This window comes from Bacillus sp. L75, from assembly GCF_003676355.1.
GTDB lineage: Bacteria > Bacillota > Bacilli > Bacillales > Bacillaceae > Bacillus > Bacillus velezensis.
In genome coordinates, this window is the sequence record NZ_ML064927.1 from 1 (window position 1) to 13,679 (window position 13,679).

At 44.7% G+C, this 13,679-nt stretch carries 11 protein-coding genes and 1 tRNA gene; 2 read left to right on the forward strand and 10 right to left on the reverse strand.

Features of this window, described 5'->3' with window-relative positions:
* The 4 genes from D5S11_RS19400 to D5S11_RS19420 all read right to left on the reverse strand — a co-directional run.
* A partial coding sequence (locus D5S11_RS19400; protein WP_241211471.1) for a condensation domain-containing protein occupies window positions 1-1,379 on the reverse strand: 1,379 nt, incomplete at its 3' end.
* Between the two features lie 479 nt (window positions 1,380-1,858).
* Window positions 1,859-3,334 carry a D-alanyl-D-alanine carboxypeptidase/D-alanyl-D-alanine endopeptidase gene (dacB, locus tag D5S11_RS19410; protein WP_020955915.1) on the reverse strand — a complete coding sequence of 492 codons (1,476 nt, stop codon included), beginning with the start codon at window positions 3,332-3,334 and terminating at the stop codon, window positions 1,859-1,861.
* 18 nt (window positions 3,335-3,352) lie between these two features.
* Window positions 3,353-4,321 carry an aldose 1-epimerase gene (locus D5S11_RS19415; RefSeq protein ID WP_039063411.1) on the reverse strand — a complete coding sequence of 323 codons (969 nt, stop codon included), beginning with the start codon at window positions 4,319-4,321 and terminating at the stop codon, window positions 3,353-3,355.
* Between the two features lie 115 nt (window positions 4,322-4,436).
* Complete coding sequence (locus D5S11_RS19420) at window positions 4,437-5,825, reverse strand: MATE family efflux transporter (RefSeq protein ID WP_007407362.1); 1,389 nt, start codon at window positions 5,823-5,825, stop codon at window positions 4,437-4,439.
* Window positions 5,826-6,053: 228 nt separating this feature from the next.
* On the opposite strand from D5S11_RS19420, the gene D5S11_RS19425 reads away from it, so the two are divergent.
* Complete coding sequence (locus D5S11_RS19425; RefSeq protein ID WP_108724928.1) at window positions 6,054-6,596, forward strand: IseA DL-endopeptidase inhibitor family protein; 543 nt, start codon at window positions 6,054-6,056, stop codon at window positions 6,594-6,596.
* Between the two features lie 145 nt (window positions 6,597-6,741).
* Here the strand turns inward: D5S11_RS19425 and D5S11_RS19430 are convergent.
* From D5S11_RS19430 to D5S11_RS19440, 3 genes are all read right to left on the reverse strand, one after another.
* Window positions 6,742-6,814, reverse strand: a tRNA-Arg gene (locus D5S11_RS19430).
* Between the two features lie 42 nt (window positions 6,815-6,856).
* Window positions 6,857-7,402, reverse strand: a complete 546-nt coding sequence (locus D5S11_RS19435) for a site-specific integrase (protein WP_003153850.1) — start codon at window positions 7,400-7,402, stop codon at window positions 6,857-6,859.
* A 314-nt stretch (window positions 7,403-7,716) separates the two neighbouring features.
* Window positions 7,717-7,947, reverse strand: coding sequence for an excisionase family DNA-binding protein (locus tag D5S11_RS19440; protein WP_003153848.1), 231 nt, complete (start codon window positions 7,945-7,947; stop codon window positions 7,717-7,719).
* 243 nt (window positions 7,948-8,190) lie between these two features.
* Here D5S11_RS19440 and ggt point away from each other — a divergent pair, with 243 nt between their 5' ends.
* On the forward strand, window positions 8,191-9,966 hold the full coding sequence (ggt, locus tag D5S11_RS19445; RefSeq protein ID WP_007407357.1) for a gamma-glutamyltransferase: 1,776 nt from the start codon (window positions 8,191-8,193) through the stop codon (window positions 9,964-9,966).
* Window positions 9,967-10,012: 46 nt separating this feature from the next.
* Here the strand turns inward: ggt and D5S11_RS19450 are convergent, their stop codons facing one another.
* From D5S11_RS19450 to thrS, 3 genes are all read right to left on the reverse strand, one after another.
* Window positions 10,013-11,188, reverse strand: coding sequence for an MFS transporter (locus D5S11_RS19450; RefSeq protein ID WP_007407356.1), 1,176 nt, complete (start codon window positions 11,186-11,188; stop codon window positions 10,013-10,015).
* A 142-nt stretch (window positions 11,189-11,330) separates the two neighbouring features.
* Complete coding sequence (locus D5S11_RS19455) at window positions 11,331-11,633, reverse strand: ArsR/SmtB family transcription factor (RefSeq protein WP_007407355.1); 303 nt, start codon at window positions 11,631-11,633, stop codon at window positions 11,331-11,333.
* Window positions 11,634-11,679: 46 nt separating this feature from the next.
* On the reverse strand, window positions 11,680-13,599 hold the full coding sequence (gene thrS, locus D5S11_RS19460; RefSeq protein WP_020954032.1) for a threonine--tRNA ligase: 1,920 nt from the start codon (window positions 13,597-13,599) through the stop codon (window positions 11,680-11,682).
* Window positions 13,600-13,679 lie beyond the last annotated feature (80 nt).

The following is a 13,679-nucleotide window of genomic DNA, read 5'->3' on the forward strand; positions in this document are numbered from 1 at the left end:
AGCGTCGGAGCCGGCGGTTCAACCGCTTCTGTACGGTTAAACGAAGATAACACCCGTTTCTTTTCTTTTTCATCCGCCATATCAATATGCCGAATCAGCCGGTCTGGATTTCTAACGGCATTTTCAACGATCGTCAGCAAATGAGTTTGAATGCGTTTAATTGATGTTTCAGTAAATAAAGCGGATTGGTAATCAAAATTCAGCTCAATCAATCCCGTATCTGTCCGCTCCTTAATTAAAATGGAGAGCTCGTTTGCGGTATGTCCGCTGAAAAACATGGCCGTTTCATAATCGAAACCGTCTGCCTTACGCCACTCAAGCGGCTGATACTGCATCGAAATACCGATGATATTTTGCAGGTCATGATGAGTCTGCCTTAATTCATTCACAAAAAGATTGTAAGGATATTTCTGGTGCCGCATAACAGACAGCTGCTCTTTTCCTACGCTGCGGACAAAGGACAGGAACTCTGCATCAGGATCTGCCGTCATTCTGATCGGCAGTGTGCTGACGAACATGCCGAGCATATCCTTTTCGAGCCTGGAGCCCCGGTTTCCGTAATAAGTGCCGATGGCAATATCCTTTTTAGCCGTCAGACGGCTGATGCATATGTATAACGAAGCCATAAACAGAGAGATGATGCTGATATTATTTTCTTTGCAAAAACGCCGGATAGATTGTTCTAAGGAGTGAGAAAGAGTGATTGTATCTCTGGAAGCCGCAGTGCTTTGTCTAAGATGAGAGGTTCGTTCCGCCAGTGAAAGGTGTTCCGGAACGGTTCGGTATGTTTCAGTCCAAAATGAACGGTCTTTTTGAAAACGGGAAGACTGTAAGTATTGCTGTTCTTTTTCCATGTAGCTGAGATAGGAAGGCTTGTGATGTTCAGCTAAATCCTCGCTCCGCATGATCTTTTGGTAGATATCAATGAGCTGGTTGCCGAGCAGGTTGAGCGAGATGCCGTCCATGATAATATGGTGAAATTTTGAATAAAGCCAAACTTCTTCGTCTGACATGACAAGCAGAGTAAATTGATACAGAGGTGAATGAAACAGCTTGAACGGAACACGGGTCTGCGTGTCAATCCATGCGTCCCGCTCTGCCTGATCAGTATGAGTAAAATCAACAGTCTCTAGAGAAATCGGCCGATGCCCCGCCAGATACAGCTGGGGTTCTGATCCGTCCCCTTCTGTCAGTTGAAACCTGAGCGAATCATTTTGCGAGATAGAAAAATCTAAAGCATGGCGCAGTACGTCAAAATCGATGTCCCCCCTGAATTTGACGCATGCCGCGAGATTGCAGATACTTGTGCCCGGTTCGAGCAGCTCCGTAAACCACACTCTTCTTTGTGCGTGAGTTAAAGAATAAACAGTGTTCTCCAATGGAATCCCTCCGCTTCAATTTAAGAGGATAAGAAAGTGAAATAATTACAATTAAATTTCGACAGCATATGACTTAATCATCCATATAAGCATTATTTTAAAACATATTTTAGAAATCACAATAAAAAATTAAATTTTCTCTAACATTTTTTAGAATATAGTATATATTCCTCACTTCACTTCTTCATTTCTATAATCTTTATACCATGTAAAACGGTATGTATGCATACTGTAAACTGGTTCTTAAACACTATAATAAGGAATAAAATGTATAATTAATTGCGCTTTTAAAAAGGTTTTCCTCCCGAAAAGAAGTTTTATGTTAAAAAATGAATAATCGGTGAACATGTAAGAAAGCGGTATGTAAAAAAAAGGAAGGATATTGCCGATATTACTTTTTGAAAAGATTGATTCATAATCGCAATATAATGTTTTACAGACATCAAAAAAAGCCGAATCCTCTAAGGATTCGGCCCTTCTTATTGATTTGCCAGCACGACTGCGATTTTGTCTTCAATGTCTTTTCCGTCATCTTCGTCAAGCAGCCCGTTTTGAAGCACGGAAAAAATAAGCGTATCTCCTGTTTTTGTGTCTGCATAGCCGGCAATCGAACTGACTGATGTTAGTGACCCGGTTTTCGCTTTAATTTTGCCCTCTGCCGGAGTATTCTTCAGCCGGTTCCGAAGAGTGCCTCCCGTCATTCTGTCGCTTGCACCGGCGACAGGGAGCGAACGAAGGAAAGCCGGGTACCACTTTTCTTTCTGAACCGCATACAAAAGCTCTCCGATTTGACCGGCGGATACGCCGTTAATATGAGAAACGCCGGATCCGTCTCTTGCAATCAATTTATCCGGATTGAGCCCGAACGATTTGAGCTCCGATTTCATCACGTCCAAGCCCTTTTCCCAGCTGCCCTCCCCTTTTTTCACTTTTCCCATTTCCTTGATCAGAATTTCGGCGTGCCCGTTGTTGCTCAGTTTCATAAACGGGATCAATAATTCTGAAAGAGGCATGGATGTCCGTGATGTGACGAGCTGGGTGCGGTGCGGCATTCGCCCTGTTCTGATTTTCCCTTTTACAGTTATACCCTGTTTAGTAAGCGCTTGTTTCCATAAATCTAAAGCATAGGACGACGGATCCCACACTGCCGCCCATTCTCTTGCCTTTGCCGAGCCGGCAGGTATGGTTCCCTTTATCGTAATCACATTGCCGCCGTGCTCCCGTTCAACCGTCAATTCTTTCGCTTCATCAGAAGCGACGGTTTTCACTTCATTTTTCACACGAACGACGTCCGTATGGGGGGAAATCGAAATGCGCGGCTTTTTACCGGGCTGTTTTGCCGGGCTGATTTCCGCAATCACCGTTCCGGTATCATAATCCTCATTTGGGGAAGCGGTAAGAGCTGATACTTGCGCGCCATAATATTGGCCTTCATCACTCCACGGAAGATCAACTGAATACCTGGTATCGTCATACCACGAATCATCCCCGATCAGATCTCCTTTAATGACATGGATGCCTCTGGCTTTGACCTGTTTAGCCATCTTCTCAAAATCAGAAGCCAATAGGGTCGGATCGCCTTTTCCCCTGAGATAAAGGTTTCCGCGCAGCTGTTTTCCTTTCACGGCGCCGTCTGCCCGTACTTCTGTCTTAAAGGTGTAATCTTCTCCGAGAACGGAAAGCGCCGCAGATGCCGTCAGCAGCTTCATCAGTGATGCAGGCCTCAGCCGCATATCTTCCCGGCTGCCGAACAGCACCTCCCCTGTTTTTGCTGACCGGACACTGACGCCCGCTGAAACTCCCTTTAAAGCAGGTTCTTCATCCAGAATGTGTTCCAGCTCTTTTTGCAAAGTATTTTTTTGTTCAGCCGCCTTAGCCGCCTCATCAATATAAGGAACTGCGGCAATGACCAAAAGCAGAATCACCGCGCACAAGCGTTTCACATATGTTTTCAATGTTATCCCGCCTCTTTCCTATTCTTCGTCATGCAAAATGGTGATCCTGGATGACGCAGCCGCTTCTTCGCCCGGTTTCAGAATCTGAAGCCCTGTCAGTGATGCAGGCTGATTCAGATTAAATGCATCTGTAACGGAAGTATAAGGCTCAAGACTGACAAACCCCTGCTTTCCGTCACCGTTATATACCACCCAATGCTTGAAAGACGTGTCTGCTTGATACAAAACGGATAATTGCTCATCCGGATGATAAATAACAGCTTCATTATTGCCGCCATTCCGTCCGGAAGATAGAAAAACATCGTCAAACTGTTTATTTTTCAAAGACATCCCATGACGGAACGCTTCTTTATCAGGAACATCCAATAAACGGCCCGTCGGCACGAAACGTTCATTTAATTCCCACATGCGGTCAGCCGTCAAAAATAGACGGGATCGCTCTTCATTGAAAACAAAAGTTGAATGATAGCCGAGCCCCCAAGGAAAAGCCTCCGTTCCCTTATTCATAATCAGCGCCCGCTGCGTAAACACATTGTCTTTTAATGTATAGGTCATCCGGACAATGACATCGTGCGGAAATTGTTTATGAACACGGGGAATCTTTGAAAGATCAATTTCTGTTTCGACTTTCATTCCATCCCCCTCTTCTTTCGCTGCCGTCGCTTTCCAATGCTGATTGTGAAGAAAGCCGTGAATATGATTATGTTTATCCTCTTCGTTTATCTCAAATTGATACGCGCGGCCGTCAAAACGAAACGTCCCATCCGTAATCCGGTTCGGCGGGAATAAAACGGGAATGCCGTACAGCATCGGTTTTTTGCGGAATTGCTCCGCAGTTTCCGGTTCTCTCAGAAGCCGCATACCGGTTCTTTTATCCCGAAGCGATATGACATTTGATCCCCACTCCGGCACAATGATGCATTCAGCCTGATCAGTCTCCGCTTTTATGGCTGAAGCCCCTAAATAAGTCGTATGTTCAATCGTCATAAGCACCTGCCCTTTCCTTGTTTTCTAGCATGTATAGGAATTCCATTTTCTAAACTCATTTTCCTTCTCTAAAAAAAACATCGCCCGTATGAACTGAGCGATGTGCGGTAAAACCTTATTGAATCAGCCGGGTAATCTGTTTTTTCTTCCATACAAACCGGTAATATCCGTATTGCAGCAGCAGGCTGACGACAAAAGCCGCCGGATAACCGACCCAAATGCCGAGAATGCCGAGATTCGTATAATGAGAAAGAATAAAGGCCACAGGCACTTCAATTCCCCAAATCGCAAAAATACTGATAATCGTCGGCCATAACACCGTACCGCTCGCCCGCATTGTCGCTGAAACGATCTGAGCGTGACCGAAAATCAAATAGCTCCAAAGGGTAATCATAATCAGATTGCGGGCAATGTGGAGTGTATCCTGATCTGTTAAAAACAAAGCAAGTATCTGCCGGGAGAAGGTGTAAATCAGCACAATCAAAACCCCGCCGATCAAATAATTCAGGCCGATGCCGACTTTGATGACCTGTTTCAGCCGGCCGAATTGATTGGCGCCAATGGATTGGGCGGCAAAAATGGAAACGGCGATACCGAGGCTTACCGCCGGCATCTGCACATAACTCGCCACTTGGTTGACGACCCCGTAAGCAGCCGTCGCGTTTGATCCGTAATGATTGACAAATGAAATGACCGCAATTTCAGAAAGTGACACGAGAATCATATTGATGCTCGACGGAATACCGAGACGGAGTAAAAGCGCGAGCAGCTTTTTGTCCATTTTAAGAGAACGGAGCGCAGTCCGGTCAAATGCCAATGGATGTTTCCTTTTCCGCAAATAAACCATGAGTACGATAAATGTCACGATGTTTGAAATCACGGTTGCATACGCCGAACCGTAAATGCCGAACTTCGGAAGTCCGAAAAGCCCGAGAATCAATAAGGGCAAGAGCCCGATGTTTATGACTGTACTGACGATTAACGTATAAAACGGAGTCTTTGAATCTCCCGTTCCGCGTAAAAATGTCGTATACGCAAAATATAAAAACATCAGCGGCATTGCGCAAAACAAAATGCGCGCATATCGGACACTGACATCTATTACGTTTTCCGGCGTTCCCATCAGCCGCAGAATATCAAGCGTAAACACACTGCCGACAACTGCCAGGACAACACCGAGCATAAAGGTAAAAGTCAGTGTAGTGCCGACAATCGCCTTCATCCTCTCTTCGTTTTTCGCGCCGTAAGCCTGCCCGATCAGAATGGAACTTCCCGAACCGATTCCGATCGTAAAGGAGATCAGCAGAAAAAACAGCGGAAAAAAAGACGATACAGCGGCAAGCGCATCGACTCCGAGCCACCTTCCGACAAATACCATTCCGACCAATTGGCCGACAGATTGCAATACATTGCTTAAAAGCAGCGGCACTAAAAACAGTGACATCGATCGCCAGACTGACTGGCCGCGGCCTTCCGCTGTTTCTAAATGATCTTGTACTTCCATATGTAGGACTCCTTTTTTGATTTTCTTCCATTTTATTATTCAGCAGACAGCTTGTAAAAACCTTTTGTTCAATGAAACTCTTTATCTTTTTCTCACGTCTTACATGAAAATAAACCATAAAAATAAAAAGTCCGGAAAATATTTCTGAAAAGGTATTGTAATCTTACCGTAATTATTGTAACATTTGTAACATAAGAGAAAGAGATTGATTGAAGGAGAGATTATATCATGAAAAAATGGCTATTATTCCTCACTACTATTACATTGATTCTATCATTGGGCACTGCTGCGACCGCAAAAAATGCACCTAATGACCTTACACAAAAACAAGCACTTCAGCTGGCCCTGTCAGCGAGAGAACATTTCTGGAATACAATGAGCGGCGGTGCGCTTAAATCAAACGCAAATTGCACATCTGAACCGTTTGAATATCAAAATCTGCAATATGTATTTATGTGCAAAGACCTCGGAACAAAAGCGAAAGCCGTAAAATATCTGACACCCGCTTTTACAAAGCAAGCGATTGACAAAGGGCTCAAAGATTACCACTTCACTGTAAAAGACGGCAAATTGGCTGTTCCGGTCGGCGACGGAGATAACCTCCTGAATTGGAAAAAAGCAAAAATGACCCTTCTTTCTAAAAAAAGAAGCATCCAAACATACCGCTTCACTGTACCGACTCTTGACGGTTCTCCGTCAGCAAAACGCGATGTAACATTCGTAAAAGAAAACAACGTTTGGAAAGTCAATCAATTTGATGCTGTCATATAAGAAAAAGCCCGCTTGCTTACAGCGGGCTTTTTTCACATCATTTCCACCAGGTTCTCACAAAATATTCAACTCAAAACCCCCTTGTATAACAAGGGGGTTTTTGTTTTACCGACATTATTAAGCTGCGCCTATCTCATACAAAAAACGCTCTAGGAGAGATTCGAACTCCCGACCTGCAGTTTAGGAAACTGCTGCACTATCCGCTGTGCTACTAGAGCCTGCTTCTATTATAGTAACGCTGGCGGCCGTTTTTTTCAAGCCTACAGTCCTCCGAACACTTTATAGGCGGCTCTCGTCGTATCTTCATCTATTCCGATATAACGCATTGTAATAGACGGAGAAGAATGATTCAAAATCCTCTGCAGTTCAGCAATGTCTTTTGTCCTCTGATAAAAATGATACCCGAACGTCTTTCTAAGCGTGTGCGTTCCGATTTCCTCCAACCCGCAAGCGGCAGCCGCTTCCTTTAATATTCTGTATGCCTGAATCCGGGATATGGGCTTATTCGTCCGTTTCGATTTAAACAAATAGTCATCTTCTTTCATGTCTTTTGTATAAGCGTATATGTCGGCCTTTAAAGACTCCAGTATCAGAATTTTTCTTTTCTTTCTCGTTTTGCTTTCGGTTGCCCACACGTGGTCTTTGTTCCTTACATCCCTCACGCGAAGCGGCAGAACATCAGAAATCCGCAGTGCGCTGTTCATGCCGAAAATAAATAAAAAATAATCACGATCACTTTTCTTCATTAAATACTGTTTGACTTCCTGGATCTTCTCCAAACTTCGGATCGGCTGTACGATATGCATCAAAAAACCCCTTATAATAGTAAAGTAACATATTGAGCATTATGTTACTATTATAGCCGAAACCCGTTGAATGATAAAGGATAAAGGGTCTTATGTAACATAATATACATAGTGTTACATAAGGGGAATCAGATACGCAGTTTCAACAAATTCCTCAAAAACATCATTTTCAGCCCGGTGACAAGCTTTTAAACAAATAGAGGCCCAAGGCATTAAAAAATGAAAACAACGTCCTTAAAAAGAAATCTGAGCATCCGTTTTTTTGTGAGCAACCGAAAAAAATGCAAAAAAAAGACACAATATGAAATTGTGTCCTAGTCTTCATCTTTTACATCAATGTCTTCAGGAAGCGGCTCATTTAAAAACTCTTGAATCATTTCCTTGTATTTTTCCAACTGCTCGAGATGGGTTTGAAATTGTTCCTTGTTGATTAAATATTGCTGTCCGTCATGGACGGCCCTTATTTTATTCGTCAAAACAAGATTGTGCACATATTCTTCAGGAAGACTGGTAAACTCCGCTGTCTCTTTGATCGTTAAATACATGGCTCACGTTCCTTTCATATGTCATGTGAGTGAATTCTGTTTTGTTCATTGTAGCTTATTTTTTGTCTTTATGCTTGTTTCACAGCTTTTTCAGTCCGGTTTCCCATTTAGCCTATTTGCGACTGATTACATTCACACAGAAACTCCGGCTTTTTGCGCACCGGACTATTCCGTTTGTCACTTGTGAAAACAGCACATTTTACTTACTCTATAATTGTAAGCGGAAAACAAAGGAGGCAGACTATGAAAAAGAAAAAGTTTATGAATCTCTGTTTTATCGTTCTGCTCAGTACGTTGCTCGCGGCCGGAAGCATCCCTTATCACGCTCAGGCTAAGAAACACCCGTTTTCCTATGACGACTACAAACAGGTAGATGTCGGCAAAGACGGCATGGTTGCCACCGCCCACCCTCTCGCTTCACAAATCGGTGCCGACGTGCTGAAAAAAGGCGGCAATGCAATTGACGCCGCGGTTGCCATTCAATTCGCATTAAACGTAACTGAACCTATGATGTCAGGAATCGGCGGCGGCGGATTTATGATGGTTTATGATGCGAAGACGAAAGACACCACCATTATCGACAGCCGAGAACGCGCACCGGCAGGCGCAACACCGGATATGTTCCTTGACGAAAACGGCAAAGCCATCCCTTTCTCCGAACGCGTTACGAAAGGGACTGCAGTCGGTGTTCCGGGAACATTAAAAGGACTTGAAAAAGCGCTCGACAAATGGGGCACACGCTCCATGAAACAACTCATCACCCCTTCCATTAAACTTGCCTCAAAAGGCTTTCCGATCGATTCGGTTTTAGCTGATGCCATCTCAGATTATAAAGACAAATTATCACACACTGCTGCAAAAGACGTGTTTCTTCCGGACGGAGAACCTCTGAAAGAAGGAGACACACTCATCCAAAAAGACTTAGCCAAAACATTTACAGCTATTAAGTACAAAGGCACAAAAGCATTCTATGACGGAGCATTCTCCAAAAAGCTTGCGGAAACAGTGCAGGAATTCGGCGGCTCAATGACAGAAAAAGATATTAAAAACTTCAATGTGACGATTGACGAACCGATCTGGGGAGATTACCAGGGCTATCATATCGCAACTGCTCCTCCTCCAAGCTCGGGCGGTGTTTTCCTGTTGCAAATGCTGAACCTTCTGGATGATTTTAAGCTTTCTCAATATGATATCCGTTCTTGGCAAAAATATCAGCTTCTCGCAGAAACGATGCATTTGGCTTACGCTGACCGCGCCGCATTTGCCGGGGATCCAGAATTCGTCAACGTCCCTCTCAAAGGCCTCTTGAATCCAGATTATATCAATGCCCGCAGACAGCTGATAGATATTGATAAAGTCAATAAAAAACCGAAAGCCGGCGACCCTTGGGCCTATCAGGAAGGTTCTGCAAACTATAAACAAGTGGAGCAGCCGACTGACAAACAAGAAGGCCAAACGACTCACTTCACGGTAACTGATCGCTTCGGCAATGTCGTATCTTATACGACAACGATTGAACAGCTGTTCGGTTCCGGCATTATGGTTCCCGGATACGGCGTTGTGTTGAATAATGAGTTAACAGACTTTGATGCGGTGCCTGGCGGTGCAAATGAAGTGCAGCCGAATAAACGTCCGCTCAGCAGCATGACTCCGACTATTTTATTCAAAAATAACGAACCTGTCCTGACTGTCGGCTCCCCCGGCGGAGCAACGATTATTTCTTCCGTCCTGCAAACGATCCTGAACAAAGTTGAGTACGGCATGGATCTGAAAGCGGCGGTCGAAGAGCCGAGAATTTACACAAACAGCATGACATCCTATCGATATGAAAAAGGAGTGCCGGAAGAAGCCCGCACAAAACTGAACGAAATGGGGCATAAATTCGGCAGCAGCCCGGTTGATATCGGGAATGTGCAAAGCATCCTGATCGACCGTGAAAACGGCACCTTCACCGGAGTTGCCGACTCAAGCCGAAACGGAGCCGCAATCGGCGTAAACTTGAAAAAATGTGAAAAATGACAAGACAAAAAGCCTCGTTTCTCAAGCTGAGAAATGAGGCTTTTGTTTATTCTGCACTGTATTCAGATGAGGTTTTTTCAGACGTTAATGACGCAAGCGAAAGCACGCCGCACATCGCGATGACAACACCCGCTGATCCGATCCATGTCACTGACGCAAGAGACAGATGGGTGACAACAATGCCCCCGATGCCCGCTCCGGCTGCCATAGCCAGCTGCATGACAGACTGGTTGAGGCCAAGTAATACACCCGATGATTCAGGCTCCATCGTTGCCAAATGATACTGCTGAGCAGGCCCAGATGACCAGGCGGCGAAGGACCAAAAAATAAGCACTGCCGCCGCTCCGAAAGCAGAATGTGTGACAAACGGCAATAACATGAGCATGATAGCATGAAGCGCCATTCCGCCGGTTAATGTCATACGCGCCCCCCATTTGTCTGCGCTGAAACCGCCTGCTTTAGAACCGGCAAGACTTGCAACACCGAAAATAAGCAGCAATGTACTCAGTATTCCGCTTCCGATATGAGTAACGTTCAGTAAATACGGAGAAAGGTACGTATACGCAACCGAATAGCCTCCGAGCCAAAAAAACGTAATGGCCAGCCCGACAGCCACCTTTCGTTTCTTCAAAAGAGAAAATTGCTGAATGAGCGGCACCGGTTTATCTCCTTTTATCTCAGGCAACGCGAAACGTATAATAAGCATGGCAATGATTCCGATTGCCGCAATTCCGGCAAAAACCACCTTCCAGCCAAAAGCTTCAGACACGGTTCTTCCGATCGGAACACCGATAATGAGCGCCGCCGTAAACCCCATAATGACGGTTGCGAGAGAACTTGCCTGTTTTCCCGGGGGAGCGATTTTTGCTGCGATCGTAAGCGCGGTGACCACCACAGTTCCTGCTCCAAGCGCCATGATCACCCGCGCTCCCGCAAATAAGCCGAATCCCTGCACAAGGAAAGAAATGATATTCCCGATAACAAACAGCCCCAGAGCATAGATCATGAGCTTCCTTCTGTCCAGTTTTGCTGTAAGGGCCATCATGACAGGCGTTCCGATTGCATAAACAAGTGAAAAAATCGTAATCAGCTGCCCTGCCGCTGCCACAGTAACTCCCAAGGAACCTGCAATTTTATCAAGCATCCCTGATATCACATATTCAGACGTCCCCACTAAAAAACTGATAATTGCCAAAATGTAAATCTTCCAGGTATTTTGCACCTGACACACTCCTTCATTGATGATTTATATAAAGATATATTGTGATATATCGATATAAAGAGTTGAAAAACAGAAACAAATCGCAATATGTCGATGTGTAGTTGGAAAAAGAAACTGAATCCCTCTTCTAAAGGATTCAGCCCTACATTTCGCGCTGAAAATAATCGGCCATCGCCTTTATCGCTTCTTCATCTCTTTTATAATAGGTGTATTTGCCAATCCGTTTTGTTTGGATAAGGCCCGCCCGCTGAAGGATGGAAAGATATTGAGACGCCGTTGACTGTGTCATCTGAAGCTTATCGGTGATCTGGCTGACACATACTCCGATCTCATTCATATCAATGCCATCATGCGGGGCGAAGTGACGGTCCGGCTCTTTCAGCCATTGTAAAATCTCAAGCCGTGACTCATTAGACAACGCTTTAAAAACATCAATAGGTTTCATACGCTTTATTATATCGTGATTTTACGATATGTCAATGTTGTTTTTGTTAAATCTCTATTTTTTGTTTTGCCTCTCTTATGATCCGGGAAATAAAATCACTCACATTCTCTTCAAATGTGTCTTCCCGCCCGTATTGCCTTACATGTACAGATTGATGGCGGCACTCTCGATCTCCCACAACAGCAATATACGGGATTTTTTTCATTTGTGCTTCTCTGATTTTATAGCCGAGTTTTTCATCGCGCTGATCAAGCTCAGCCCGGATACCCGCTTTCTTCATTTGCCAATGCACCTGTTCTGCGCAGTCCCGGTGTGCGGTGTTTGATACTGGGATGATTTTTGCCTGTACCGGTGCAAGCCATAAAGGGAACGCTCCCCCGAAATGTTCTGTAATGATTCCGAGAAATCTGTCGAGAGATCCGAATACCGCCCGGTGAATGACAACAGGACGGACTTTTTGGTTTTTTTCATCAATATATGTTAAATCAAATTTCTCCGGCATTTGAAAATCCAGTTGGACAGTGGCGCATTGATGGCTCCGGTTCAGCGCATCTTTTATATGAATATCAATTTTCGGTCCGTAAAATGCACCATCTCCCCGATTAAACCGAAAACGATATCCCTGTTCTTTTAATACTTTTTCTAATGCGCTCTCAGCCCTGTCCCACAAGTGTTCGCTTCCCATGTAATCTTCCGGTCTTGTTGACAGCTCAATATCATAGGAAAAACCAAATGCGGTGTACACCTCGTGAATAAGCTGCAGCGCCGAAGCGATTTCACTCTCGATTTGATCCTGCGTTACAAAAATGTGTGCGTCATCCTGGCAAAAAGATCTGACGCGGAGCAGGCCATTAAGCGCCCCGCTGAATTCGTGACGGTGCACCTGACCGAACTCAGCCATCCGAATCGGAAGATCACGATAAGAACGAAGCTTTTCTTTAAATAAGAGCATGTGGCCGGGGCAGTTCATCGGCTTTAACGCGAAGCGCTGATGATCGGCTTCCGAGAAATACATATTCTCTTTATAATGTTCCCAGTGACCGGATTGCTCCCAAAGACGCTGGTTCATCATCATAGGGGTGCGCACTTCCTGATAATGATAGGCATCCTGCTTCGAACGCAGAAATGATTCAAGCGTGTTTCGGATAAACTGACCGTTCGGCAGATAAAAAGGCATACCCGGCGCTTCTTCCGAAAACATAAAAAGTTGTAACTCCGCTCCCAATTTCCGATGATTTCTCATCTCCGCCTCTTTCAACAGCTGAAAATGTCTGTTCAGCTCCTTTTCTGAGGAAAATGCTTTTCCATAGATGCGCTGGAGCATTTTTTGGTTGCTGTCGCCGCGCCAATAAGCCCCTGATACATGAGTGAGCGAAAAAGCTTTTATCTGTCCGGCAGACGCCAAGTGCGGACCCCGGCATAAATCAATGAATTCGCTCTGGCGGTATATACTGATTGTATCAGTCTGCGGAATACCCGCTAAGAGCTCAAGCTTCAGCGGTTCATGAGCAAACAGCTGCTCTGCCTCTTCTCTGGAGATTTCTTCTCTGATAAATTCCGGATTTTCCGAAATGATTCGGTTCATCTCTTTTTCAATGACGGCCAGGTCTTTTTCAGTAATCGTTTCATCCATATCAAAATCATAATAAAAGCCATTTTCAATAACGGGTCCGATCCCTAAACAAACCTTCGGATACAGACGTTTTACCGCTTGCGCCAATACGTGTGCTGCTGTGTGTCTCATCACTTCCAGTCCCGCTTCAGACTGAAAACTGCACAGTTCAATCGCCGCGTCAATCTGAATGCTTCTTCTAAGATCATATAACGATCCGTTTATCTTTCCGGCGGCAGATGCCTTTTTCAGACTCGGACTGATTGATTGTGCGATCTCTTCTAACGTAACGCCTTTCCGGTATTTTTTTTGTTTCCCATCAGGAAAAGTAATCACAATGTGTGGCTCCTTCACGGTCTGATCTCTCCTTTATTTTTAATAAAATAAAAAACACACTCATCCCAAAGCTAGGGACGAGTGTGTGTCAGACCCGC

Excerpts from the sequence above, each read along its gene's own strand:
- D5S11_RS19415 (WP_039063411.1), bottom strand. The coding sequence starts at position 4,321 with ATGACGATTGAACATACGACTTATTTAGGGGCTTCAGCCATAAAAGCG.
- D5S11_RS19435 (WP_003153850.1), bottom strand. The coding sequence starts at position 7,402 with ATGCATATCGTACAGCCGATCCGAAGTTTGGAGAAGATCCAGGAAGTC.
- D5S11_RS19420 (WP_007407362.1), bottom strand. The coding sequence starts at position 5,825 with ATGGAAGTACAAGATCATTTAGAAACAGCGGAAGGCCGCGGCCAGTCA.
- D5S11_RS19440 (WP_003153848.1), bottom strand. The coding sequence starts at position 7,947 with ATGTATTTAACGATCAAAGAGACAGCGGAGTTTACCAGTCTTCCTGAA.
- D5S11_RS19455 (WP_007407355.1), bottom strand. The coding sequence starts at position 11,633 with ATGAAACCTATTGATGTTTTTAAAGCGTTGTCTAATGAGTCACGGCTT.
- ggt (WP_007407357.1), top strand. The coding sequence starts at position 8,191 with ATGAAAAAGAAAAAGTTTATGAATCTCTGTTTTATCGTTCTGCTCAGT.
- D5S11_RS19425 (WP_108724928.1), top strand. The coding sequence starts at position 6,054 with ATGAAAAAATGGCTATTATTCCTCACTACTATTACATTGATTCTATCA.